We start from the raw sequence: 23,391 nt of genomic DNA, 5'->3' as shown, positions 1-23,391 counted from the left end.
TCCAGAAAGGAACGCACTAACACCGGGAACACCGCGGCGCGACGAACGGGGGCCGACGACATGCACGTCGACGAACGGGCCGGGGTGTTCTGGCGCTGGTGGACCGCCGGCACGACCAGCATGGTCGGGTCGGCGGTCGGCGCGGTGGCCCTGCCGCTGACCGCGCTGGTCGTCCTGGACGCCTCCGCCTGGCAGATGGGTCTGATCGCCGCGGCCAGCTACGTCGCCTGGATCGTGATCGGCCTACCGGCCGGTGTCATCGTGCAACGCCTGCCGCTGCGCGGCGCCCAGGTCGGTGCGGACCTGGCCCGGGCGCTCGCCGTCGCGTCGATCCCACTGGCCTGGTGGTGGGGGCAGCTCACGGTGACCCACCTGGTGATCACCGCGCTGGTCGTCAGCTTCGCCAACGTGCTGTTCGACGTGGCCAACTCGACCTTCCTGCCCAGCATCGTCGAACGCGAGCAGTTGCAGTCGCGCAACAGCCTCACCTCGGCCACCCACGCCGCGACCCTGCTCAGCGGCCCATCGCTCGGCGGACTCGCCGTGCAGGCGCTCGGCGCGGTGCCCACCCTGCTCGTCGACTCGGCCAGCTACCTCGTCTCCGCGGCTCTCCTGCGTACGCTGCCCGCGCGCCGCGTCGACGCGCCCGAGCACTGGCCGCCGGTCGGTGCGCTGATCCGCGAGGGCTGGCGCTACGCCGCGTACCACCCGGTCATCGGGCCGTGCATGTGGGCCGCGACGGCCATGAACTTTGTCTGCGGCGCCCAGTTCGCGCTGCACCCGCTCTATCTGGTCCGCGACCTGCACGCGCCACCCGGCCTGGTCGGCGTCCTGCTCGCCGTCGAGGGTGTCGGCGCGCTGGTCGGCGCCGCCCTCACCACCCGGATCACCAGGTGGCTCGGCAGCGCCCGCGCGCTGGTCGCCGCCGGGTTCACGACGGTCGTCGGCGCGTTCCTGATTCCCGGGGGCACCGGTTGGCCGGCGTACGTGGCCTTCGCCGCCGGCAGCATCGTCTTCTCCCTCGGCACGGTCGTGCTCAGCGTGACCACCCGCACGTACCGGCAGATCGCCAGCCCACCCGAGCTGCTCTCGCGGGTGATGGCGACCGTACGTTTCGTCTCCTGGGGCGCGATCCCGGTCGGCGGGCTCGTCGCCGGCGCGCTGGCCGGCCCGCTCGGCGCCCGCACCACCCTGTTCGTCGTCGCGGCGACCCTGATCTGCGCGCCCCTGGCGTTGCTGCTCTCCCCCGTCCGACACCTGCACGACCTCACCGACCACGACCGCGACGAGAGCCGGCGTCCGGCCGTCACCGCTGATCGGTGAGCGCACCCGAGAACAGACCGTCGGCCACCCGACGAGCCCTGGTCGCGTCGCCGAGCACCTCGACGCTGTGCACGTACTGGTCGACCGCGCCCCACAGCGGTCGGTCACGCACGGTCGGGTCAGTCACGGCGGCGCGTAGCGCGGCGGCGACGCGCTCGGCACGCAGCACCAGGAACGGCCGGTTGTGAAACGGCACGGCACGGGCGCGTACCGGCGCTGCCAGGGAAGTCCCGTCGGTCCACCCGGCCAGGGTCTCCAGCGCCTCGACCAGACCAGCCTGGCGTCGGGTCCAGTCGCCCGGGCCGACCGCCTCGGCCAGCGCCGCGACCACCGGGGCCGCGTCGGGCAGCCCGGCGAAGGCCGTGCCGAGCCATTTGTCGTACGGCGGCCAGCGCCGACGCAGCAGCAGACCGAGCCGGAGCAGGTCTCGGGCCAGGCCCCCGGTGACGATCCGGCTGCCCAACTCGTCGCCGACCTCGGCGCACCGGCCGGGCAGGTGCTCAGCCTGCGCGACCCGGGTCCACACCGCCGCCAGGACGTACCGCCACACGTCCGGCGGATACCACCGCACCGCGTCCCGCCGGGCCGTCAGGGCCCCGTCGAGCCCGTCGTGGAAGACCGCGCCGCCCGTCACCTCGGCGAGCCGCTGCGTCGGGCTCGCCAGCCAGTCCGCCGTGGCGACCCCGGCCATCGGGTCGAACCCGAGCCGTCGACGCCACCAACCGGCCACCTCGGCGACCGCGATCCCGTGCCGCGTCCCGGCCGCGTCGGCGACGCCCAGTCGACCGTCGTCACCTGCGAAGCGAGTGGGCCAGCCGAGGAATTCCGTCGGCAGGTCAGCCTCCAGCGCGGCGTGCAGCCGCGGGATCGCGGCGACGTCGGGCAGCCCGACGAACACCTGCACCCGGGGACCCCAGTCGTGGTCGGTGGACCGGGCCGTGTCCAGGCCGAGCACCTCCGAGCCACCGTCGAGCAGCCCCGCCGCGTACCGCAGGCCAGGGAGGCGAGCGCGCAGGATCGGCGCGACCACCTCGTCGTGGTACCGGCGGGCCAGCACCAGACCGGGAAGGAACGCCACACCGGCAGTCTGCGCCGTCCCCGGGCCGGCCCGCACGCTGGTTTCCCAGGTAGGACCGGGAAAGGGGCCATAGCCTGGGATCGGGCTGTCCGCGCGGGTGGCTCCCGAGCAGGGAGGACGGACGTGGCAGCGAACGACGCGAACCGGGCGGCGACCCGTCGCCGTCGGCAACTGTGGGCCGGAGTCCTCGCCCTCGTCGGCCTGGTCCTGCTCGTGATCGGCCTGACCGTGGCCGACGGCGTCGCCGCCTGGGTCGAGGTGGTGGTCGCGATCCTGCTGCTGGTGACCAGCTACGTGGTGCAGCACCTCGCCCGCCGCGACACCGTCTACCGGCACGACGAACGGCGCTGACGCCGCCGGGCGGCCGGGCGTACCGCTGATCGTCGGAGGCCTGTGCCAGGCTGTCGGGCGTGGCACACCGATCCCCGATCCTGCTGATCGACGCACCCAGCCTCTACTTCCGGGCGTACTTCGGCATTCCGGAGTCCGCCGCGCGCGCCGAGGACGGCACACCCGTCAACGCGGTGCGTGGCTTCCTCGACATGCTCGCCACGCTCATCCGTGGTCGCGGCGCAGACCGGATGGTGTGCGCCCTCGACTACGACTGGCGACCGGCGTGGCGGGTCGAGCTGCTGCCGTCGTACAAGGCGCACCGGGTGGCCCCGCAGGGCGGCGAGGTAGTCCCCGACACGCTCTCCCCCCAGGTGCCGATGATCCTGGAGGTCCTCGACGCGGTCGGCATCACCGCCGTGGGCGCGAACGGCTACGAGGCCGACGACGTGCTCGGCACCCTGTCGGTGACCCAGCCGGGCCCGGTCGAGGTGGTCTCCGGCGACCGGGACCTGTTCCAACTCGTCGACGACTCCCGGGACGTGCGCCTGCTCTACGTCGGGCGCGGTGTGGCCAAGCTCGACGACTGCGACGACGCGGTGGTGCGCGCCCGCTACGGCGTGCCGGCCGATCGGTACGCCGACTTCGCCGCCCTGCGCGGCGACCCCAGCGACGGGCTGCCCGGGGTGCCGGGCGTCGGCGAGAAGACCGCCGCGCGGCTGATCGAGCGGTACGGCAGCATCGACGGCGTCCTGGCCGCGCTGGACGACTCCGACTCGTCGTTCGCGCCAGGTCTGCGTACCAAGCTGGCGGGCGCCCGCGACTACCTGGCCGTCGCGCCGACGGTGGTCCGGGTGGCCCTGGACGTGGCCCTGCCGGAGCTGCCCACCGCGCTGCCGACGGCCCCCGCCGACCCGGAGCGGCTGCTCGACCTGGCCGGCCGGTGGAACCTGGCCGGCTCCGCCCGCCGACTCGTGGACGCCCTGGCCGCCCGCGTCGACGCCGCCTGAAAAGGCGCAGCCCGGCGCGGCGTCGAACCCGCGTGGCGGTCGTGGCCCGATGCCTGTCGGATCTTTCCGGCACAATGCCCGGCCATGGACGTACGACAGGAGTTCCGGGCCGCGGCCCGGGAGCAGGGCGTGCCGGCGGACGAGATCGAGCGCTGGGTGCGGCTGGCCCGACCACAGACGGAGCTGGTTCCGAAGGGCGACGGCCTGCCTGTCGTCGGTCGGTTCGGCGGTCTCGCGGCGTTGCCGCGGGGCGAGGAGTGGCCGCCCGGGCAGTGTCTCGTGTTGACGCTCGACCTCGCCGCGATCCCCTCGCACGGGCACGACCTCGACCTGCCGACCGACGGGTCGCTGCTGTTCTTCGTCGAGCCGCGCTTCACGCCCACCCGGTGCCGGGTCGTGCATGTGCCGGCCGGCACTGCGGTGGCCGAGCGCCCCAGCCCCGGGGTGCCGGTCTTCGATCCGGTCCCGCTGCACGCTCGTGCCGGCTGGAGCCTTCCGGAGAATGAGCGCGAGGCGCCGTTCGACCTACGCCTGGACGACGAGGTCGAGGAGGCGATCGGGGAGGTGATGTGGTACCTCGAGGACAACGACTACGAGTTCTCCCTCGGCGGTTACGGCGCCGCCAGCACCGGCGGCGCGGACAATCCCATCCTCGACGCCACCGAGCACACCGTGCTGGCCACCGTCTGGCTGGACGAGGGGCAGGTGGGTGACGCGTTCGGGGAGACGCTGATCGTCGTCAACTTCATGATCAAGCATGCGGACCTGGCCGAGCGTGCCTTCGACCGGATCTGGCTGATGACGGACTTCAACGGCTGACACGATCCGGACTCGGCGTGTCCCCGAGGCCGGGTGCGGCGACGCGACGGTCTCGGGGACACCGACCCTAGGCCCGCAGGTGCGCCGCCAGGTCGCCGATCGCGCCCATCGCGTACCGTTGCAGGCCCAGGCCGAAGGTGATGCGGGTCGCGCCGCTGCGGGCCAGCTCGGCCACCGACTCCCGGTTCGGCGCGGCGGCCATGTTGATGGGGCCGGTGACGCCCTCGCGCAGTGCCGGAAGGACCTCGATGGGCGCGCGCAGCGGGTAGACGCAGTCGACCCCGGCCGCCACGTAGAGCTTCGCGCGGGCGATCGCGTCGGCCGGGTCGCCGGTGCCGAACAGGAAGGTGTCGACGCGCGCGTTGATGACGAGCGCGTCGCCGGCCGCCGCGCGCACCTCGGCCAGCCAGTCCGCGTGCCGCTGCGGGTCCTTGAGCGTGGCGTGCCCCTCGGAGTCTTCCAGGTTGCAGCCGACGGCACCGGCCTCCAGCAGCCGCTCGACCAGCTCGGTGGGCGTCAGCCCGTACCCGTCCTCGACGTCGGCGGACACCGGCACGGACACGGCCCGGACGACCCGCGCCACCGCGGCGAACATCTCGGCGGCCGGGGTCGCGCCGTCCTCGTAGCCGAGGGAGGCCGCGACTCCGGCGCTGGGCGTGGCGAGCGCGTCGAAGCCGGCGTCGGCGAAGACCCGGGCGCTGCCCGCGTCCCAGGCGTTCGGCAGGACGAGCGGGTCGCCGACCGGGCGGTCGTGGTGCAGGGCACGGAGAACGGAGGCAGTCATCGTTCAGGTCTCCCGGGGTCGTGGAGGGACGACGGTGCGGGCCGGACAGGTCACCCAGCCTGGACCGTACCGCCGTCGCACGCTCCGTGCCCGCCGGGAAACCCGCCGCGCCGACGTGCAACAAAAGGTTGCACGTCGCCGCCGGCCCGTTGTACCGTTACGCAACCAAAGGTTGCGAAAGGGTGGTACGCATGGAGTACGGAGTCATCGAACGCGACATTGACGTCGACGCCTCACCCGAGGTGGTCTTCGAGGTGATCAGCCAGCCCGAGCACGTACGGGAGTGGTGGCCCGACGACGCCCGGTTCGAACCGGTCGCGGGCGCGCCCGGCGAGCTGGTGTGGCGCGACGCGCAGACCGGCGCGACGACGACCGTCGACCTGGCCGTCGTCGACGTGGACCCGCCGAAGCGGTTCTCCTTCCGGTGGTGCTTCACCGAGCCGGACCGCGGCGGACAGTCGCTGCTGGTCACCTTCGACCTCGTTCCGACCGCCACGGGGACCCGCCTCCGGATGACGGAGACCGGGTTCCGCGAGATGGGCTGGGAGGTCGCCATGCTGGAGAAGCAGTACCAGGACCACGTCAACGGGTGGAACCACTACGTCCCGAACCTCGGCACGTACGTCACCCGGCTGGTCGCCACGTCATGACCACGGCAGTCGACGACGCCCTGTGGTCGGCGATCGGCGATCCCATCCGGCGCAGCATGATCGACCTGCTGCTCACCGGCGGGCCCGGCACGGCCACGTCACTGAGCGAGCGACTTCCCGTCACCCGCCAGGCCGTCTCGAAGCACCTGGCCGTCCTGGACCGGGTGGGCCTGATCCACTCCGCTCCCGCCGGTCGGGAGCGTCACTATCAGGTCGACGAGGCGCAACTGGCCCGCGCGGTCGCCCAACTGAACACCGTCGGGGCTACCTGGGACGCCCGCCTGCGCCGGATCAAGCGGATCGCCGAGACGATCGAACGTCACCGCACCGACACCCAGGGAGAATGAGATGGTCGACATTTTGCACCGGGTCGGCGTCGTCGCCCCGCTCGACGACGTCTACCGCGCGGTGGCCACCCCGCACGGCCTCGCCGGCTGGTGGACGACCGACACGGTCGGCACGAGCGAGGTCGGCGGGCAGTTGGCCTTCCGGTTCGGCGACGTCGGTGGCTTCGACATGCAGGTCCTTGACCTGGAACCCCGCGGCCACGTCCGCTGGCGGGTCACCGGGGGCCCCGAGGAATGGGTCGGCACCGAGGTCGACTGGCACCTTGACCAGCGGGGCGACTACACGATCGTCCTGTTCGCCCACAGGGGCTGGCGTGAGCCGGTCGAGTTCATGCACCACTGCAGCACCAAGTGGGCCACGTTCCTGATGAGCCTGAAGGAGCTGGTGGAGACGGGGCGCGGGAGGCCGGCGCCGGACGACGTCGCGATCAGCGACTGGCACTGAGCGCGGGGCTACTTCACCTTGCGGGTGGACCGTACGACGATGTCCTCGTACTCGGGGTGCTTCACCAGCCACTCGGCGAGGAACGGGCAGATCGGCACCACGCTGCGGCCCTTGGCGCGCGCGTCGTCCATGACGGCGCGCGCCAGGGTCGAGCCGACGCCCCGACCCTCGTACGCCGGATCGACCTTGGTGTGGGTGTAGGCGATGATGGCGCCCGTCAGCTGGTAGGTGACGATGCCGGCGACCGCGTCCGTCTCGTCGCGCGCCTCGAACCGCTCCCGCGCGGGCACGTCTGTCACGGTGAACTGCACCGGATCATCCAAGCACAGCGCCCGTGGCGGCCAGCCGTCGCCACGGGCGCGTGGGGGCCGGCGGGCCCCCGAGGGAGCGGGGCGTCAGGAGCGCCGCCGGCCCAACACGGCGGCGGCGCCGGCCACACCGATCGCGGCGAACACGACCTGCAGGAGCAGCTCGATCCAGTCGATGCCGGCGGTGTCGTCGACGCCGAGTCCACCGGCGACGAGCGTGCCGAGGATCGCGGCGAGCACGCCGATCGCGAGGGTGAGCACGATCGAGATGTTCTGCTTGCCGGGAACCACGAGGCGACCGAGGGCGCCGATGACCAGGCCGATGATGATGGCGGTGAAGAAGCCCTGGATTTCCACGGGGGCCGTCCCTTCCGAATGTGTTGTCGTCAGCGACGTCTGGTTGCCCCGCGCCCGGCCCCGCCGAAACCGGCGATCGGCCCACGGGCTGATTTGTCACACAGTTGTCATGTTCGGGCTGGCCGGAGACGTGCGCTGGTCCCGGCCGGGTGGCGACCGGGACCAGCGGGGTGTCGACGGTCAGGAGGCGGCGATGCCCTCCATGCCGATGCCGTCAGTGAACTTCGGCAGGCCCTCGACGGTGGTGACGAGGCGCAGCGAGCCGTCGTCGTTCACCTCGTAGCCCTGCACGTTGCCGGCGGCGGCGTTCTGGACGTACAGGAAGCCGTCGCTGGTGGTCATGTCGATCGACCCTCCGCCGGTGTCGGCGGCGACGCCGTGCACGAGCTGGAGCTTGCCGTCGTCGTCAACCTTGTAGGCGCTGATCGTGGAGCTGCCGGCGTTGGCGACGTAGAAGTACTCGCCGACCCGCTGGATCCAGCAGGGCGCCTGCTGGCCGTTCGGCACCGACGGCCCGAACTGGTCGAGGGCGCCGTCGTCGTCGATCTCGAAGCGGCTGACCTCGTTGCTGCCGGACTCGGTGACCAGCACCGAGTCCTCGCTGTCGAACGTGAAGCCGAACGGCACGGAACCGGCGTCGCTGATCACCGGGTTGCGGGACAGCTCGCCGTGGCGGCCGATCTCGTAGCTGAACATGACGTTCGCGCTCTTGGTCGACACCAGGACGAACTCGCCTTCCGGGTCGATCTTGAGCTGGGCGGGAGCGCTCATGAACGCCGGCGGGTTGCCGTTGTGCAGGCCGAGCGAGCGGTTGGCGCCGTGGATCGGCGACAGCCGCCCCTTGTCCAGCTCGAAGCCCTGCACCGAGCCTTCGCCACCGGCGTTGAGCACGTAGACGAGGTGGTCGCGGACCGTGACGCTGACCGGGAGCAGGCCTCCGGACCAGATCACCTGCCGCTTGTGCAGCCGGGTGCCGTCGACGTCAAAGACGGTGACGGTGTTGCTGCCGGCGTTAACGGCGAACAGCAGCCCACGGTGGTAGATCAACGAACCCTGCGACGCCAGCGCGTCGACCGGCGCGCCGATCGTGAAGCCGCCGAGGCCGCCGGTCTCGTACTCCCCCGCCTTGCTGAGCTGGCCGTCCTCGTCGCGCTCGTACACCTTGATGGTGTTGCCCTCGGCCTTGTTGGTCTGGACGAAGACCGCGCCCTCGCTGCCCCGGTGGTGTCCGCGTCCCCCACGGTCATCGTGGCCACCTGCGGGCCCACCGTCCGCGAAGGCGGCCCCGGGAAGTGTTCCGGCGCTGGTCAGACCCACCAGGAGGGCCGCCGCTAGCGCTACGCTGCGCTTCATCACTGATCTCCTTAGCCGCAACTCACGACGAATGAGAGTTTTTCTCTCCTTCGCAAGGTATCGGAGGAAGATCCCACTTCGCGGCTACTTACCCGTAAGTGGCATCGCCGCGCGTAACGGTGGATTTGTGCTACAAGAGGCGCACCAGGAGCCGGAACCGCCTCGCTGCCCAGGCGTTGTCGGCGCGGTAACGGGAATCGCAGAGCGGCCCGCAGGCCTCGGGGAGGAGACGTGACATGACCAACCCATCGCCGGACAACCCGTCGACGGCGACCGGTGGCGGTGTCGCCGTCGTCGAGCTGTTCACCTCCCAGGGCTGCAACAGCTGCCCGCCCGCCGAGGAGCTGCTCACCGAGATCGAGCGCGACGCCCGCACGCGCGGGGAGCCGGTGTTCGCCCTCGGCTTCCACGTGGACTACTGGGACGACCTGGGCTGGCCCGACCAGTTCGCGGACGCGGCACACACCGCACGGCAGGAGGCGTACGCCCACGCCTTCGGCTCCGGACGTCTCTACACCCCGCAGATGATCGTCAACGGCGCCGTGGAGTTCGTCGGCTCCGACCGGGGCCGGGCGGCGAGCGCCATCGCGTCCGCCCTGACGTCGGCCGCCTCCGCGCCCCTGACGGTGTCGGTGACGCAGGTCGGCGGAGGCGGCACGCCGCTGGTCCTGGACTACCGGGTCGAGCGGCCGCCGCAGCGCGCGGTGGTGAACGTGGCGATCGTGCAGCGCGGCCTGGACAGCGCGATCGCCCGTGGCGAGAACGCCGGCCGGACGCTGCGGCAGGATAACGTCGTACGCGCCTTCGCGTCGACACCCCTGCACGGCGAGCGGGGGCAGGTGGAGCTGGCCGTGCCGCCTGACCTCGACCCGGGCCAGGCCACGGTGATCGGTTACGTCCAGCGCGAGGCCGACCGGGTGGTCGTGGGCGCCGCGGCCGTCGACCTGTCCGGCTGAGTCTTGTCGGTACCGGTGCGTACTCTCGGCCCATGCGGATGGCGCGCGACGTGCGGGGTCCCGGTGGCTGACGCCGACGACGTCCGCCGCCTGGCCCTGGCTCTGCCCCACACGGTCGAGATCGACAGCGAGGGCTTCGACTTCCGGGTCGCCGACAAGGGCTTCATCTGGTCCTATCCGGAGCGCACGCCCGGCCGGCCACGGGTGATCCGCCGCGACATCGCGGTGCTGTTCGTCGGGGACGAGGCCGAGAAGCAGGCGCTGCTGCTCGGTGAGGCCGACGTCTTCTTCACCACGCCCGGGTACGACGGCCTGCCGCTGGTGCTGCTGCGCCTGGCGGCCGTCGACGTCGACCGCCTCACCGAGCTGATGACCGACGCCTGGCGGATGCGTGCGCCGGAGGCGCTGCAGGCCGAGCTGGACGGGGTCGGCTGGTAACCCCGGTCAGTTCGCGACATCCGCACGCAACCGGACGGACACATTGACGGGAATCTCGACGGTCGATTACCGTGCCGTCTAAGAGAGCGCTCTCTCGATCGACGTTTTCCACAATTCAGACGCAAGGCGCCGGGGCGGCACGATCCGCGCCCGGACGCGCGATGGAGGCACCATGAAACCTCCCGTCCCCCACCGCCGATGGGCGCTGGCAGCCGCCACCGCCCTGGCCCTGGTCGTCGGTGGCCTCACGATCCCCGTCACCCGTGCCGCCGAGGCCGCCGGAGTCGGCGCCGGCAGCTACACCACCACCCCGGTCGGCGCTCTCCCCACCGGCTGCGGGCAGATGTCCAGCAACCCCCGGCAGTTCGCCACCGCCAACGCGCCCGCCGGAGCGGTGCCCACCAACGACTGGTGGTCCTCGCTGCTGTGGAAGCGCACCGACTGCGCCTTCAGCGAGCCCCTGCACGCCCACCCCACCTCGTACGACACGTTCACCGACGGGCTCGGCTTCTCGGCCAACTCCACCCCCGCCATCAGCGGCACCGCGACCGGCGTCGGCGAGTACCACTACCCGTACGTCCAGGACATCCGTGTCGGCGTGGCCGGGCTCGCCGCGCCTCAGGTCAAGGTGGACGGCTGGACCGACTGGACGGTCAGCCCGTACTGGAGCGACGGTGCCCGCACCCTGCGCGCCACCATCGGCCACGGCCTGCCGTTCGCGTACTTCCAGGCCACCGGCGGGGACGCGGTGATCGGCACGTCCGGCACCCCCGAGGTGTGGTCCAACAGCGGGACCACCATCGGCTTCCGGGTCAACGGCCACGACTACGTGGCGTACGCCCCGAGCGGCGCGAGCTGGACCGTCAGCGGCGGCCGTATCTCCTCCACCCTGGCCGGTCGCGGCTACTTCTCGGTGGCCCTGCTGCCCCCGACGGCCAGCGCCAGTGAGCGCGCCGACCTGGCCACCACCTACGGCCGGTACGCGCACGCCCACGTCACCGGCACCCGGGTCTCCTACTCCTACGACCCGTCGACCAACGGCCTGAGCACGACGTACGCCTTCACCACCACCGCTCGCGAGGGCAGCGCCACGCAGACCGTGGTGAGCCTCTACCCGCACCAGTGGAAGTCGCTGGCCGGCTCGACCCCGATCACGCCGACCTACCCGTCGGCGCGGGGCCGGATAAAGGTCCTCACCGGCATCAGCCAGTTCCGTACCGCCATGACGTTCCAGGGCGTGCTGCCGGAGTTGCCGGCCGTCGGCGACGGCAGCGGATCGGACCTGTCCACGCTGACCGGTCACCTGGCCGCAGCCCGGAGCAACCCGATGGACCAGCGCGGCAACGACACGTACTGGACCGGCAAGGGCCTCGGCCGGGCCGCCCGGATCGCCGAGATCGCCGACCTGGTCAACGACACCACCACCCGCGACAGCGCGCTGAACGCGATCCGCTCCACGCTCACCGACTGGCTCACCGCCTCCACGGGCAAGACCAGCAAGCTCTTCTACTACGACGCCAACTGGGGCACCCTGATTGGCTACCCGGCGTCGTACGGCTCGGACCAGGAGCTCAACGACCACCACTTCCACTACGGCTACTACATCGCCGCCGCCGCGACGCTGGCCAAGTTCGACCCGACGTGGGCCGCCAGCAGCCGGTACGGCGGCATGGTGGACCTGCTGATCCGCGACGCCAACAACTACCGTCGCGACGACACCCGCTTCCCGTACCTGCGGGACTTCGACATCTACGCGGGGCACGACTGGGCGTCCGGGCACGGCTCGTTCGGCTCCGGCAACAACCAGGAGTCGTCCTCGGAGGGGATGAACTTCGCCAACGCCCTCATCCAGTGGGGGCAGGTCACCGGCGACACCGCCGTCCGGGACGCCGGCATCTTCCTCTACACGACGCAGGCCGCCGCGATCCAGGAGTACTGGTTCGACGTCAGCGACCAGAACTTCCCGGCCGCCTTCGGCCACTCCACCGTCGGCATGGTCTGGGGCGACGGTGGGGCGTACGCCACCTGGTTCAGCGGCGAGCCGGAGATGATCCAGGGCATCAACCTGCTGCCGGTCACCGGCGGGCACCTCTACCTGGGCGCCAACCCGGCGTACGTGCGCACCAACTACGCCGAGCTGGTCCGCAACAACGGCGGGCCGCCGACGGTGTGGCAGGACATCCTGTGGCAGTTCCAGGCCCTCGGCGACCCCGACGCGGCCCTGGCCAACCTGCGCGCCAACCCGGGCTACACCCCGGAGGAGGGCGAGAGTCGGGCGCACACCTTCCACTGGATCCGCAACCTCGCCGCGCTGGGCACCGTCGACACGACGGTCAGCGCCAACCACCCGCTCAGCGCGGTCTTCTCCCGTAATGGCGCGCGCACCTACGTGGCGTCGAACCCGACCGCGAACCCCATCACCGTCACCTTCTCCAACGGCACGCGGCTCACGGTGGGGGCCGGACGGACGGCCACCACCGGGGCGTACACCTGGAGCGGCGGCAACGCCTCCGGCGGCGTACCACCGACCAGCGCGCCGCCCACGACCGCGCCGCCCACGACGGCGCCACCGACGACGGCGCCGCCCACCACGGCGCCGCCCACCACGCCGCCGCCCAGCTCGGGCTCGCCGACGCGGTACCTGCTCGCCGGTGGCGGGTTGGGCAACGCCGGCAGCGCGACCACGACGACGGTCGCGGCCGCCAACGGCAACCACGACGGTACGCCGACGAACGCCCAGGTCTTCACGGCGACCGGCCTCAACCTCACCTATTCCGGGGCGCAGACCGCGTTCGACCTGTTCGTGGACGCGGGAACGGCCGTCGGCAACGGCACGCAGGTGCGGGTCTCCTACGACCTGACCGGCAACGGCAGTTGGGACCGGACGGAGACGTGGCGCTACTTCGCCACCGACCCGGTCACCGGCTACGAGCACTACACGCAGAGCGCCGGCCTGGCCTCGGCGACCGGGACGTTGGGCACGTTGAGCAACGGCACGGTCCGGGTGGAGGTCTGGTCGGCCATCGGCAACAACCCCACCACCCTGGGCATCGGCAACCAGTCGGTGCTGCGCCTTCCGTACTCCTGATCGGTCCATCCGCGCCCGCCGTCGGCCGTGCCCCGGCCGACGGCGGGCGCCGTGGCGTCACGCGGGGCCCGGGCGATCGTTGCCCGGAAATGGGGAAGCGCGGGTACGACGGATCGGGGCAAGCACCGGCCTGCAAGATGCAGCAGGCGAGGGCCGATGTGGTCCTGCATTCGACAAATGACAGCATCAATAAATAGATAAGCACCAATCTTGACTTACGCATCGGAGCAGCGCACCGTGAGGAGCAGGCGGCGGATGCCCACCATTGTCGGCCCGCCTCGCGCGACGGACGGAATGCGAGCGCCGCTGATTTCGTGCGGCGTGTCAGGAGGCATTCGATGCAGTTGAATCCGTACTCAGGAGCCTATCTCAGCGATCCGGCCGCCACCTGGCGACGCATTCTCGACGATCCCGGCCGGGCGCTGTACGCCGAGGATCTGGGCCTGTGGTTGATCAGTCGGCACGCGGACGTCCGGCGGGCCCTCGCCGACGCCACGACGTTCGGCAACGCCCTCACCCTCGCCCCGGTGTACGAGGTCTGCCCGGCGGCGATGAGCGTCGTCACGCAGATCGACGCGCCGCCGACCACGGCCGCCGCCGACCCACCGGTGCATCCCCGTACCCGCCGCGCCCTCCGGGCGACCTTCGCCAACACCGCCGAGCGGGCCGAGGCGGAGTACGGCCGGATCGTGCGCCGCCGCGTCGAGGACCTGGTGTCCCGGCTCGTCGCCCAGCAGGGCCGGCGGGTGGATCTCGTCAGGGAGTTCACCACCGAGCTTCCGCTGCTGGTCATCCTGGACATCCTCGGGGTTCCCGACGCCGACGTCGACCGCATCCGACGCTGGGCGGACGGCCAGGTGGCCCTCATCTGGGGGCAACCGGACCCGGACGAGCAGGTACGCCTGGCCCGGGGCCTGCTGGAGTTCTGGCGCTACTGCCAGGACCTGGTGCGGCAGCGACTCGACAGCGGGGTGGACGGTGACGACTTCATCAGTCGGGCGCTGACCTACCGCGACGATGACGACGACGTGCTGACCGTGACGGAGGTGGCGAGCCTCGCCTTCAACCTCCTGGTGGCCGGGCACGAGACGACCGCCGGGCTGCTCGCCCACGCGCTCGACGCGGCCCTGTCCAGCCCGCACCGGTGGCGGGCCCTCGTCGACGACCCGCGATCCGTGCCCGCCTTCGTGGCCGAGACCCTCCGGTTCGCGCCCGCCATCGACGGCTGGCTGCGGGTGACCCGTCGGGACGTCACCCTGGGCGAGGTCACCATTCCGGCGGGCGCACGTTGCCTGCTGATGATCGGGGCGGCCAACCGGGACCCGTTGGTGTTCGCCCGACCGGACCGGTTCGATCCATACCGTACGGACGCCGCCGATCACCTGTCATTCGGCCACGGACCGCATTTCTGTATCGGTGCGGCATTGGCGCGACTGGAGGCCGGCATCGCTCTCACACAACTGGCCGCAGCCATTCCCGGCCTGCGCCTCTCCCCCGAGCATCGCCGTTCGTTCACACCCAATGTGTCGTTCCGGGCGCACGACGCTCTTCTCGCGACAATCGACATCCACGCGCCCGCCGACGTCCCGGAGGCAACCCCGGCCGCTCCGGCCCCGGCACAGGCCGCCTGACGGGCGGGCCGCGGTGGTGCCGGCCGGCGCGGCGGCAGGGTCCTATCGGCAGGACGCTACCGACACCTGGGGACGAGTCGGGCGCGTCGATCTGTCGCGCATTGCGCGACAATTCATCGCGCACGTCTTCACACCCATCGTGTCATGGGTTAAGAATTGCCCCCTGTGAATGTTCAGCCCATCGGCCAGACTCGATCTGCTACCCGCTGCTGATTCGCGGGTGCCACGAAGGTGAGCGCATGGAGCACACGCCCCCGTCGAGCGCTGCTCACTCCGCGCCCAGCCAACAGTTCCGGTGGGAGCTGCGCGCCTGCCGGGTTCGACGGGGACTGACCCAACGCGCCCTGGCGGACCTGGTGCGGTTCAGCCGGGAGACGGTCGCGGCGGTGGAGTCGGGCCGCCGCTTCGGCAGCCAGGAGTTCGCGGTCCGCTGCGACGACGTGCTCGACACCGGCGGTCGGCTGGCCGCGCTGTGGCCGCAGGTCGCGGCCGAGCAGTTGGCGGCCGACGGACGACGGGGCCCACGGTCGTCGGACCTGGCACGCCTCGACCCACCCGTGCCACGCCAGCGCGGTCGTCGCGACGCGCGCGACCCGGGCGCCGTGGTGGACGCCATCGACGAGCTGCGCGAGCTGATCGGTCAGGTGCTCAGCAGCCAACCCGAGGCGGACGACGCGACACCACAGCGCGGGCCCGAGCGCCTCGACGATCAGCCCTGAGCGCGTCCCACATCGGCCGGAGGCAGCGCGCCACCGGTCGCTGACTCTGGGTACAGATGCTGGTACGGCCAGTTTGTACCACCGCGAGGTCTGGCCTCCGAGCGCGGGTTCCGGCGGAATGGGACTTGCATTCGGCAAGGTGCGTATAGACCGTCATCGACGAGTCGCGGGAGTCAATCTTGGCGTCGAGCACGAGGTCCCACGCGGCCCGACCCTACCCGACCCGCCAGCGCGGCTGGAAGATCGCCGGCCGGATGCGCCTCATCGTGGCGGCGCCACTGGTCGCCGTCATCGGATTCGCCGGCCTCGCGCTGACCGAGAGCGCCCGCCAGACGACCCGGGCCAGCGACCTGGAAGTGCTCGCCCGCCTCGGCGCGGAGGCCGGTGACCTGGCGTACCGGCTGCAACGCGAACGGGTCGCGGCCGCCGACCTGCTCACCAACGCCGCCGCCGAACAGCAGGACGCCTTCGGCGCGGAGATGGCCGCCACCGACGCCTCCGTCACGCGGTACCGCCGCCAGCGCGACCGGGTGCCCACCGACGCCAACGCCGCGCTCCTGCGCCGCGTCGACGCCGCGCTCGACGGCCTGGCACCGCTGCGCACCCAGGTCCGCACGGCCGAACACGCCTCGGTGTCCGCGATGACGTTCAGCTACCGCATCGCGATCGCTGACCTCATCACCTTCCGGGACAACGTCTCGCACGGCGTCGTCAACGCGCGGCTCGCCGACGGCATCCGCGCCTCGGCCGCGCTGTCGAAGACCGCCGAGGCGATCGGCCAGCAGCAGGTCGCCGTCCTGCGGGCCGTGGCGGCCGGCGAGCTGACCCCCGCCACCCAGCAGGACATCACCGCCGCCCGCACCAGCTACACCGAGTCCAGCCTGTCGTTCCTGGCCCTCGCCCCGGCCGAGTGGGGCCTCTGGTGGGAGCAGGCCGGCACCGGCACGGAGGCGCTCGCCCTGCAACGGATGCAGGACGAGGTGAACCGCGCCCAACCGGGATCGCCGCTGCGCCTGGCGACCGCCGACTGGGTCACCACGACGCAGCAGCGCGCCGCCCGCCTGGCCGACCTGCGGGGCCGCGTCGACGTGGCGGTGCTCGACGACGTGCGCGCCGCGTACGCCGACCAGCGCCGCCGGGCCGTGGCCGAGGCCGTCGGTGTACTGCTGGCGCTGGTGCTCACCGCCCTGGTGACCTGGGCCGTCGCCCGGCAGATCACCCGCCGGCTGCGACGGTTGCGCGACGCGGCCAACGCCGTCGCGTTCGAACAGCTCCCCGCCGTGGTGGCCCGGCTGCAACGCCCCGACAGCTCCAGCGTCGACCCCGACGAGCTGGCCCGCCAACAGTCCACGGTGGCCCTCGAACCGTCCAGCGACGACGAGATCGGCGAACTCGGCCAGGCGTTCAGCGCCGTACACCAGGCCGCCGTGCGGACCGCCGCCGAACAGGCCGTGATGCGCGCCAACACCGCCGACATCTTCATCCACCTCAGTCGACGCGAACAGCGGCTCGTCGACGCCGTGCTCGCGCAGGTCGACCGGGTCGAACGGGACGAGACCGACCCCGACCGCCTGCACCAGCTCTACGCCCTGGACAACCTGGCCACCCGGATGGGCCGGATCAACGCCAGCCTCCTCGTGCTGGGCGGCGTCGGCGTCGGCCGGGTACGCCAACACGACGTCCCCCTGCAACAGGTGCTCCAGGCCGCCCAGTCCCAGATCGAGCACTACGCGCGGATCCGGCTCGGCATGGTCGACGGCGACGTCGCGGTGGCCGCCAAGTCCGTCGACGAGGTCGCGCACCTCCTCGCCGAACTCATGGACAACGCGACGACGTACTCACCGCCGGGCAGCGAGACCTGGGTGAGCGGCCGCAGCCTCGGCGACCGGGTCATCGTCCAGATCAGCGACGAGGGCGTGGGCCTGCCCCCGCAACGATTGCAGCAACTCAACGAGCTGCTGGCCCGGCCACCCGCCATCGACGTCGCCGCCGTCCGGGCCATGGGCCTGGTCGTCGTGGGTCAGCTCGCCGCCCGCCTCGGCGCGAGCGTCCAACTGCGCCGTGGCCCCCGGCGCGGCACCCTCGCCGAGGCGACGCTGCCCGCTGCCGTGATCCGGTCACTGCCGCCGGAGGAGTACCTGCTCGCGCCCGGCCGACTGTCCCGGCGGGCCGCCCGCACGTCCGCCGCCCCGCCCCCGTACCGGCCTGGCCCGGAACCGACCGCCGGACGCGCCCCCGCCACGCGGACGCTGCCGGCGGCGCCCGTGTTCCGCCCGACGCCCCGCGTGGACCCCGCCGACGCGCCCACCGAGGAGCTGCTCATCTTCGAACAGGTCAACCACTGGTTCCACGCCGACGTCGTGGAAACCCCGAACGGCCGCCAGTGGTCCAGCCCCGCCGACGACGCGTGGCAGACCGCCGCCCAGGCCCAGACACCCGAGGTTGCCACGACCACCACGGCCGGGCTGCCCAAACGACAACCGCAGCGGCATCTGGTGCCCGGCGGCGTCACCCCGCCCGCTCCGCAGCAACGCTCCGAGTACCGCGACCCGGCCCAGGTCGCCACCGCGATGGCCGCGTACGCGCGCGGAGTGGCGGCCCGCCGGCGTACCCCGATCAACCTCAGCAACAAGTGACGGGACAGGAGAGCACGTGACCGACCACCAGGACCTCGGCTGGCTGCTGGACAGCTTCGCCGAGCGCGCGACCGAGGTCAGCCATGCGATCGCCATCTCCAGTGACGGCCTGATGGTGGCCGCCACCCGCGACCTGCCGCCGGACCGGGCGGACCAGCTCGCCGCGACCGGCAGTGGCCTGGTCAGCCTCCTGCGGGGCGCGGCGGCCTTCTTCGACGCCGGGGCGGTGATCTCCAATGTCACCCAGCTCGAGGGCGGCTTCATGTTCTCGATGGCCTTCAACGACGGCGCGTCGCTGCTCGTGCTCGCCGCGCCCGACTGCGACGTGGGCAAGGTGTCCTACGAGATGACGGAGCTGGCGAACCGGATCGGCGACGCGCTGACCCCCGCGGCCCGAGCGGCGCTCGCCCGCAGCCACTGACCCCACCGACCGACCCCCTCCTCTTCTTCCCCTGGAGACGACATGTCCCTCACCACCCCTGCGCGCAGCCGTGCCGTCGGCGCCACGCTGCTCGCGCTCGTACTCGCCGTGAGCACGGCCTGCGCGGACAACGAACCGGCCACGAGCGGCGGCGGGTCCATCAAGATCGGACTGCTCGCGTCGCTGTCCGGGACGTACCAGTCCGTCGGCAAGGAGATCCGCGACGGCTTCGAGCTGTACCTGGACACCCACGACGGCAAGCTCGGCGGCCGGCAGGTCGACCTCGTCGTCGCCGACGAGGGCAACGGCGCCGCGACCGCCGTGTCGGCGGCGACCAAGCTCCTCAAACAGGACCGCGTCGCCGCGCTCACCGGCATCGTCGGCGGCGGCTCGGTCGCCGGCGTCTACCCGCTGCTACAGGAGACCAAGGTCCCGCTCGTCGGCTCCAACGGCCGGCCGGAGATCAAGGACGTCTCCCGGGTGTGGCACACCTCGTACCTCTCCGACGAGCCGGGCGCCGCGATCGCCCAGCACGTCAAGGACAACGTCAAGGGCTCGGTGTACGCCATCGGCCCGGACTACCAGGGCGGCTGGGACGAGCTGCGGGGCTTTACCGAGGCGTTCGCCAAGGTCGGCGGGACGCTCGCCAACCCCGACGGCAAGACCACCTTCACGCCGTTCCCGGCCACCACCAACTTCACGCCGTACTTCGCCCGGATCAAGGCCTCCGGCGCGCAGGCCGTCTACACCTTCTACGCCGGCAGCGCCGCCGTCGACTTCGTCAAGCAGTACGCGCAGTCCGAGATCAAGGACATCCCGCTGTACGCGGCCGGATTCCTCACCGAGGGCGGCGTGCTCAACGCCCAGGGCGAGGCGGCCCGGGACATCTACTCCGTGCTCAACTACTCCCCCGACCTCGACAACGCCGAGAACCGCAACTTTGTCGCGGCGTGGAAGGCCAAGCACGACGGCTCGCCGACGACGTACGCCCTGGCGTCGTACGACGCGGCGGCGGTGCTCGACCGCGCCATCGGGGCCGCCGGCAGCGACCCGACACCGGAGGCCATCAACGCGGAGATCGGCAAGCTCGGGCAGATCGCCAGCCCGCGCGGCGCGTGGCAGTTCTCCTCGGTCACCCACTCGCCGGTGCAGAAGTGGTACCTGCGTCAGGTCCGCCAGGACGGGCGGGCGCTGTCCAACACCATCGTGGGCGACCTCGCGACCGTCGGCCGGTGAGCACCGTGGCGGCTGGCACGAACCGGATCGACCCGTACCTCATCCCGGCGCTGGACGGTGTCGCCTACGGGCTGCTCGTGTTCGTCGCCGCGGCAGGGCTGGTCTTCTGCTTCGGCGTCGCCAACATCCTCAACCTGGCACACGGCATGCTCTACGCGATCGGCTGCTACACCGCCGCGGCGGTGCTCGACGGCGGCTGGGCGAGTCTCGCGCTGGCTCTGGGGGTCGGTGTGCTGGCCGCCGCCGCGGCCGGCGTGGTGCTCGCCGGGCTGCTGACGCCGGTCGCCACCGGCAACCATCTCACCCAGGCGCTGCTGACCTTCGGGGTGGCGCTGGCCGGCGGCAGCCTCCTCGTCGCCGGTTTCGGCCCCGACGACCCGCAGGTACGGGTCCCGGCCGTCCTCGACGGGTCGGTGGCGGTCGCCGGGCACCGCTATGCCGCGTACCGGCTGGTCTTCATCGTCGTGGCGGCGGCGCTCGCCGCCGGTCTCTACCTGACGGTGCGGCGGACCCGGGCCGGGATGCTGGTCCGCGCGGCCGTGGACGACCCGGAGATGGTCGCCTGCCTGGGCGTGAGCCCGGCACGGATCCGCGTCGGCGTGCTCGCCGCCGGTGGCGCGCTGGCCGGCGCGGCCGGGGTCCTCGGCGCGCCCATCATCGGCCCCGGCGCGGACACCGCCGACACGGTACTGCTGCTGTCGCTGGTCGTCGTCGTCCTCGGTGGGCTCGGGTCCATGGTGGGCACCCTGCTCGCGGCGCTGGCGGTCGGCGAGATCCAGACGTTGGGCGTGGCGCTGCTGCCGTCGGCCGCTCCGTTCCTGCTGTTCGCCGCCATGGCCGCGGTGCTCGCCGTTCGGGCGCGCGGTCTGGTCCTGCGCTGGGCGGCGACGTGAGGGACGGAGTGCTCCGCCGGGCACGCGCCACCATCGCGGTGCTCGTCGTCGCCGGCCTGATCGTGGCCCCGTGGGTGGTCGACGACTACACCGCGGCGATCCTCGCCCGGACCCTCGCGCTGGGCCTGGTCGGGGTGAGCGTCGCGCTGCTCACCGGTGTCGCCGGCCTGCCCACACTGGGTCAGACCGCGCCGTACGCCGCCGGCGCGTACGCCAGCGCGGTGCTCGGCAGCCAGGTCTCCGACGTCGGCGTGGTGCAGGTCGCCGTGGCCGCGCTGGCCGGGGCGACCCTCGCCGCGGTGACGCTGCCGCTGGTCGTGCCGGCCCGGGGCGTCATCGTCCTGATGATCACCCTGGCGATCGGCGAACTCGTCGTGACCGTCCTCGGACGCTGGCGGTCGGTGACCGGCGGCACGGACGGGCTGGCCGGAATCACCCCGGTCCGTCCGCTGTGGGGACTGCCGGTGCTGGCCTCCGACCGGGCCCGGTACGTCTACACCCTCATCATCGTGGCGACGCTGGTCGGCGCGGTCCTGCTGCTGGTGCGCACCCGCGGCGGGCTGCTGCTGCGGGCCGCCCGCGATGACGAGGCGCGGCTGCGCGCCAGCGGGCACCGCGTGCCGCTGTACCTGTCCGGCGCGCACGTCGCCGCCGGGGCCATCGCCGGCGCCGCCGGCTCCCTGCTCGTCGTCGCCCAGCAGTACATCTCCCCCGCCGACTTCGGCTTCGACACGTCCGCGCTGCTGCTGCTCGGCGTTGTCATCGGCGGCACCGCCTCGGTCGGCGGCGCGCTGGTGGGCGCGGTTCTCGTCATCGCCGTACGCGACTGGTTGTTCGGGGTCCTACCCGGTCACGCGCCGCTGGTGCTGGGCGCGCTGTTCGTGGCGACGGTCTACCTCCTGCCCACCGGCGTCGCCCGGGTCCGCCGACCACGCGGCGGATCGCGGCAACCCGTTCCCACGCTGGACCACCCGGCCCCGGCCGCCGCCCGCACACCGGAGCTACGGGTATGACCTGCCTGCTCAGCGCGGAGAAGGTGACCGTGCGGTACGGCTCGCTCGCCGCGCTCACCGACGTCGACCTGTGCGTGCACGACGGCCAGCGCCACGCCCTGATCGGGCCCAACGGGGCCGGCAAGACGACCCTGCTCAACGTGCTCGGCGCGACGACCCGCCCGCAGCACGGCACGGTGCGTTTCGCCGGGAGCGACGTCAGCCGGCTCGGACCGGCGGCACGGGCCCGCCGCGGCATCGACCGGACACATCAGCGGCCCGCCGTCTTCGCGACCCTCACCGTCAGCGAGAACATCGAGGTCGCCGCGCTGCCCCGGACGGTCCGACCACACCGCTGGTGGCCCGGTGGAACCCGGGACGCCGCCCGACGACGCGCCGCCGCGCTGCTCGACCAGCTCGACCTGTCCGACCTCGCGCCGGTACCCGCCGGCCAGCTCGCACACGGGCAACGCCGGCAGGTGGAGATCGCGATGGCCCTCGCCGGCCGTCCCCGCCTGCTGCTGCTCGACGAACCGGCGGCCGGATTGTCCGCCACCGAGGTCGGCCGGCTCGCCGAACTGCTGGCGGCGCTGCCCCGGCAGGTCGCCGTGCTGCTGGTCGAACACCACCTGGACCTGGTGTACGCCCTCTGCGACACCGTCACCGTGCTGCGCGACGGCCGGACGGTGGCCGCCGGCACACCGGACGAGATCCGTACCTCGCCGCTGGTGCGGCGGGCCTACGCCGACGGGGTGTCCTGATGCTGTACGTGGAGCGGCTCTGCGCCGGCTACGCCGGAGGGACCGTGCTGCACGACGTCGACCTGCGGGTGCCTCCGGGGACCATCCAGGCCGTGGTGGGTCGCAACGGCGCCGGCAAGAGCACCCTCGTGCACACCATCGCCGGGCTGGTGCGCGCCTCCAGCGGGCGCGTCGAGATCGGCGGCGTCCACGTGGCCGGACGGCAACCCCACCGGGTCGCCCAGTCCGGCGTCGGCCTCGTACCGCAGGGGCGGCGGGTCTTCTCCCGGTTGACGGTGGCCGAGCACCTCGTCCTGGCGGCCGCGCCGTGGCGGGCCGCGACACCCGGCGGCGAGGGCTGGACGGTGGCCCGGATCCTCGAACTGCTGCCGCGCCTGGCGGTACGGCTGCGACACCGCGGCTGCGAACTCTCCGGCGGCGAGCAGCAGATGCTGGCCATCGCCCGCGCGCTGCTCGGCCAGCCACGGGTGCTGCTGCTCGACGAACCCTGTGAGGGGCTCGCGCCCGACCTGGCCGCGCGGGTCCGCGACCTCGTCGGTCACCTCGCCGCGAACGGCTTGACCGTGCTGCTCGTCGAGCAGCAACTCCGCCACGCGATCGAGATCGCCGACCGGGTGGCGGTGCTGGAGTACGGCCGGGTGGTCTACGACCGGCCGACCACCGAGGCGCGCAGCGACCCCGGCCGCCTGGAGGCGATGGTCGGCATCACCGCCACCCGCACACCCCCGGGCACCGGAGCGAGCCCACGGCTCTGGGCCGACACCCCGTAGTCAGCCGGTCCCCGCGCTCGGGGCCGACACCCCGCAGTCACCCACT

24 protein-coding genes are annotated in these 23,391 nt (G+C 72.4%); 19 read left to right on the top strand and 5 right to left on the bottom strand.

From position 1 onward, the window contains the following. Positions 1 to 60: 60 nt before the first annotated feature. Complete coding sequence (locus tag ACLQ25_RS05205) at positions 61 to 1,323, top strand: MFS transporter (protein ID WP_425729592.1); 1,263 nt, start codon at positions 61 to 63, stop codon at positions 1,321 to 1,323. Here ACLQ25_RS05205 and ACLQ25_RS05200 read toward each other — a convergent pair. After that, positions 1,307 to 2,401 carry a DUF4037 domain-containing protein gene (locus ACLQ25_RS05200; protein WP_425729590.1) on the bottom strand — a complete coding sequence of 365 codons (1,095 nt, stop codon included), beginning with the start codon at positions 2,399 to 2,401 and terminating at the stop codon, positions 1,307 to 1,309. The genes ACLQ25_RS05205 and ACLQ25_RS05200 overlap by 17 nt on opposite strands. Before the next feature lie 123 nt (positions 2,402 to 2,524). On the opposite strand from ACLQ25_RS05200, the gene ACLQ25_RS05195 reads away from it, so the two are divergent. The 3 genes from ACLQ25_RS05195 (at position 2,525) to ACLQ25_RS05185 (ending at position 4,560) form a co-directional block, all read left to right on the top strand. Beyond that, positions 2,525 to 2,752 carry a hypothetical protein gene (locus ACLQ25_RS05195; protein WP_425729588.1) on the top strand — a complete coding sequence of 76 codons (228 nt, stop codon included), beginning with the start codon at positions 2,525 to 2,527 and terminating at the stop codon, positions 2,750 to 2,752. A gap of 59 nt (positions 2,753 to 2,811) precedes the next feature. After that, entirely contained in the window at positions 2,812 to 3,741 is a 930-nt protein-coding gene (locus tag ACLQ25_RS05190) for a 5'-3' exonuclease (RefSeq protein WP_425729586.1), read from the top strand. Between the two features lie 84 nt (positions 3,742 to 3,825). Further along, entirely contained in the window at positions 3,826 to 4,560 is a 735-nt protein-coding gene (locus ACLQ25_RS05185) for a DUF1963 domain-containing protein (protein ID WP_425729584.1), read from the top strand. 67 nt (positions 4,561 to 4,627) lie between these two features. Here the strand turns inward: ACLQ25_RS05185 and ACLQ25_RS05180 are convergent, their stop codons facing one another. Further along, positions 4,628 to 5,344: an isocitrate lyase/PEP mutase family protein gene (locus tag ACLQ25_RS05180; protein ID WP_425729582.1), complete on the bottom strand. Its 717-nt coding sequence runs from the start codon at positions 5,342 to 5,344 to the stop codon at positions 4,628 to 4,630. Positions 5,345 to 5,535: 191 nt separating this feature from the next. On the opposite strand from ACLQ25_RS05180, the gene ACLQ25_RS05175 reads away from it, so the two are divergent. From ACLQ25_RS05175 to ACLQ25_RS05165, 3 genes are read left to right on the top strand one after another with little or no spacing between them, the layout of a single operon-like run. Continuing rightward, positions 5,536 to 5,994, top strand: coding sequence for an SRPBCC domain-containing protein (locus tag ACLQ25_RS05175; protein ID WP_425729580.1), 459 nt, complete (start codon positions 5,536 to 5,538; stop codon positions 5,992 to 5,994). Further along, positions 5,991 to 6,341 (top strand): ArsR/SmtB family transcription factor, encoded by a 351-nt coding sequence (locus ACLQ25_RS05170; RefSeq protein WP_425729578.1) that lies wholly within the window; start codon positions 5,991 to 5,993, stop codon positions 6,339 to 6,341. The genes ACLQ25_RS05175 and ACLQ25_RS05170 overlap by 4 nt, the downstream gene beginning before the upstream one ends. A 1-nt stretch (position 6,342) precedes the next feature. Continuing rightward, positions 6,343 to 6,786, top strand: a complete 444-nt coding sequence (locus ACLQ25_RS05165) for an SRPBCC family protein (protein ID WP_425729576.1) — start codon at positions 6,343 to 6,345, stop codon at positions 6,784 to 6,786. Between the two features lie 8 nt (positions 6,787 to 6,794). On the opposite strand, the gene ACLQ25_RS05160 is transcribed toward ACLQ25_RS05165, so the two are convergent. The 3 genes from ACLQ25_RS05160 to ACLQ25_RS05150 form a co-directional block, all read right to left on the bottom strand. After that, positions 6,795 to 7,097 carry a GNAT family N-acetyltransferase gene (locus ACLQ25_RS05160; RefSeq protein ID WP_425729574.1) on the bottom strand — a complete coding sequence of 101 codons (303 nt, stop codon included), beginning with the start codon at positions 7,095 to 7,097 and terminating at the stop codon, positions 6,795 to 6,797. Positions 7,098 to 7,181: 84 nt separating this feature from the next. Beyond that, positions 7,182 to 7,451, bottom strand: a complete 270-nt coding sequence (locus ACLQ25_RS05155) for a GlsB/YeaQ/YmgE family stress response membrane protein (protein WP_425729572.1) — start codon at positions 7,449 to 7,451, stop codon at positions 7,182 to 7,184. A gap of 180 nt (positions 7,452 to 7,631) precedes the next feature. Then, a complete protein-coding gene (locus tag ACLQ25_RS05150) occupies positions 7,632 to 8,804 on the bottom strand; it encodes a lactonase family protein (RefSeq protein ID WP_425729570.1) in 1,173 nt (390 codons plus the stop codon). A 236-nt stretch (positions 8,805 to 9,040) separates the two neighbouring features. Between ACLQ25_RS05150 and ACLQ25_RS05145 the strand changes: the two genes are divergently transcribed. From ACLQ25_RS05145 to ACLQ25_RS05090, 12 genes are all read left to right on the top strand, one after another. Further along, positions 9,041 to 9,760, top strand: coding sequence for a DUF1223 domain-containing protein (locus ACLQ25_RS05145; protein ID WP_425729568.1), 720 nt, complete (start codon positions 9,041 to 9,043; stop codon positions 9,758 to 9,760). Between the two features lie 63 nt (positions 9,761 to 9,823). Next, the gene (locus tag ACLQ25_RS05140) at positions 9,824 to 10,198 is read left to right on the top strand and encodes an MmcQ/YjbR family DNA-binding protein (RefSeq protein WP_425729566.1); all 375 of its coding nucleotides are present in this window, start codon (positions 9,824 to 9,826) and stop codon (positions 10,196 to 10,198) included. A 172-nt stretch (positions 10,199 to 10,370) separates the two neighbouring features. Continuing rightward, a complete protein-coding gene (locus ACLQ25_RS05135; RefSeq protein WP_425729564.1) occupies positions 10,371 to 13,286 on the top strand; it encodes a glycosyl hydrolase in 2,916 nt (971 codons plus the stop codon). Positions 13,287 to 13,624: 338 nt separating this feature from the next. Continuing rightward, positions 13,625 to 14,917 (top strand): cytochrome P450, encoded by a 1,293-nt coding sequence (locus tag ACLQ25_RS05130; RefSeq protein WP_425729562.1) that lies wholly within the window; start codon positions 13,625 to 13,627, stop codon positions 14,915 to 14,917. A 239-nt stretch (positions 14,918 to 15,156) separates the two neighbouring features. Then, positions 15,157 to 15,636 (top strand): helix-turn-helix transcriptional regulator, encoded by a 480-nt coding sequence (locus ACLQ25_RS05125; RefSeq protein ID WP_425729560.1) that lies wholly within the window; start codon positions 15,157 to 15,159, stop codon positions 15,634 to 15,636. A gap of 179 nt (positions 15,637 to 15,815) precedes the next feature. Further along, on the top strand, positions 15,816 to 18,272 hold the full coding sequence (locus ACLQ25_RS05120; protein ID WP_425729558.1) for a sensor histidine kinase: 2,457 nt from the start codon (positions 15,816 to 15,818) through the stop codon (positions 18,270 to 18,272). 16 nt (positions 18,273 to 18,288) lie between these two features. After that, positions 18,289 to 18,693 (top strand): roadblock/LC7 domain-containing protein, encoded by a 405-nt coding sequence (locus tag ACLQ25_RS05115; RefSeq protein ID WP_425729556.1) that lies wholly within the window; start codon positions 18,289 to 18,291, stop codon positions 18,691 to 18,693. Positions 18,694 to 18,735: 42 nt separating this feature from the next. After that, positions 18,736 to 19,929, top strand: a complete 1,194-nt coding sequence (locus ACLQ25_RS05110) for an ABC transporter substrate-binding protein (protein WP_425729554.1) — start codon at positions 18,736 to 18,738, stop codon at positions 19,927 to 19,929. After that, complete coding sequence (locus ACLQ25_RS05105) at positions 19,926 to 20,822, top strand: branched-chain amino acid ABC transporter permease (RefSeq protein WP_425729552.1); 897 nt, start codon at positions 19,926 to 19,928, stop codon at positions 20,820 to 20,822. Before ACLQ25_RS05110 ends, ACLQ25_RS05105 begins: the two co-directional genes overlap by 4 nt. Then, entirely contained in the window at positions 20,819 to 21,835 is a 1,017-nt protein-coding gene (locus tag ACLQ25_RS05100; protein WP_425729550.1) for a branched-chain amino acid ABC transporter permease, read from the top strand. Before ACLQ25_RS05105 ends, ACLQ25_RS05100 begins: the two co-directional genes overlap by 4 nt. After that, entirely contained in the window at positions 21,832 to 22,575 is a 744-nt protein-coding gene (locus tag ACLQ25_RS05095) for an ABC transporter ATP-binding protein (RefSeq protein ID WP_425729548.1), read from the top strand. The genes ACLQ25_RS05100 and ACLQ25_RS05095 overlap by 4 nt, the downstream gene beginning before the upstream one ends. After that, positions 22,575 to 23,345 carry an ABC transporter ATP-binding protein gene (locus ACLQ25_RS05090; RefSeq protein WP_425729546.1) on the top strand — a complete coding sequence of 257 codons (771 nt, stop codon included), beginning with the start codon at positions 22,575 to 22,577 and terminating at the stop codon, positions 23,343 to 23,345. Before ACLQ25_RS05095 ends, ACLQ25_RS05090 begins: the two co-directional genes overlap by 1 nt. The last annotated feature ends 46 nt before the right edge of the window (positions 23,346 to 23,391 follow it).

This window comes from Micromonospora sp. DT44, from assembly GCF_049841635.1.
GTDB lineage: Bacteria > Actinomycetota > Actinomycetes > Mycobacteriales > Micromonosporaceae > Micromonospora.
Note: the sequence above shows the minus strand (reverse complement) of the source record. Positions and strands in the feature narration are given on the sequence as shown.

What these genes read in the sequence shown, in the direction of transcription:
- ACLQ25_RS05205 (WP_425729592.1), top strand. Translation starts at nt 61, where the DNA reads ATGCACGTCGACGAACGGGCCGGGGTGTTCTGGCGCTGGTGGACCGCC.
- ACLQ25_RS05185 (WP_425729584.1), top strand. Translation starts at nt 3,826, where the DNA reads ATGGACGTACGACAGGAGTTCCGGGCCGCGGCCCGGGAGCAGGGCGTG.
- ACLQ25_RS05180 (WP_425729582.1), bottom strand. Translation starts at nt 5,344, where the DNA reads ATGACTGCCTCCGTTCTCCGTGCCCTGCACCACGACCGCCCGGTCGGC.
- ACLQ25_RS05175 (WP_425729580.1), top strand. Translation starts at nt 5,536, where the DNA reads ATGGAGTACGGAGTCATCGAACGCGACATTGACGTCGACGCCTCACCC.
- ACLQ25_RS05170 (WP_425729578.1), top strand. Translation starts at nt 5,991, where the DNA reads ATGACCACGGCAGTCGACGACGCCCTGTGGTCGGCGATCGGCGATCCC.
- ACLQ25_RS05165 (WP_425729576.1), top strand. Translation starts at nt 6,343, where the DNA reads ATGGTCGACATTTTGCACCGGGTCGGCGTCGTCGCCCCGCTCGACGAC.
- ACLQ25_RS05150 (WP_425729570.1), bottom strand. Translation starts at nt 8,804, where the DNA reads ATGAAGCGCAGCGTAGCGCTAGCGGCGGCCCTCCTGGTGGGTCTGACC.
- ACLQ25_RS05145 (WP_425729568.1), top strand. Translation starts at nt 9,041, where the DNA reads ATGACCAACCCATCGCCGGACAACCCGTCGACGGCGACCGGTGGCGGT.
- ACLQ25_RS05135 (WP_425729564.1), top strand. Translation starts at nt 10,371, where the DNA reads ATGAAACCTCCCGTCCCCCACCGCCGATGGGCGCTGGCAGCCGCCACC.
- ACLQ25_RS05130 (WP_425729562.1), top strand. Translation starts at nt 13,625, where the DNA reads ATGCAGTTGAATCCGTACTCAGGAGCCTATCTCAGCGATCCGGCCGCC.
- ACLQ25_RS05125 (WP_425729560.1), top strand. Translation starts at nt 15,157, where the DNA reads ATGGAGCACACGCCCCCGTCGAGCGCTGCTCACTCCGCGCCCAGCCAA.
- ACLQ25_RS05110 (WP_425729554.1), top strand. Translation starts at nt 18,736, where the DNA reads ATGTCCCTCACCACCCCTGCGCGCAGCCGTGCCGTCGGCGCCACGCTG.
- ACLQ25_RS05095 (WP_425729548.1), top strand. Translation starts at nt 21,832, where the DNA reads ATGACCTGCCTGCTCAGCGCGGAGAAGGTGACCGTGCGGTACGGCTCG.
- ACLQ25_RS05090 (WP_425729546.1), top strand. Translation starts at nt 22,575, where the DNA reads ATGCTGTACGTGGAGCGGCTCTGCGCCGGCTACGCCGGAGGGACCGTG.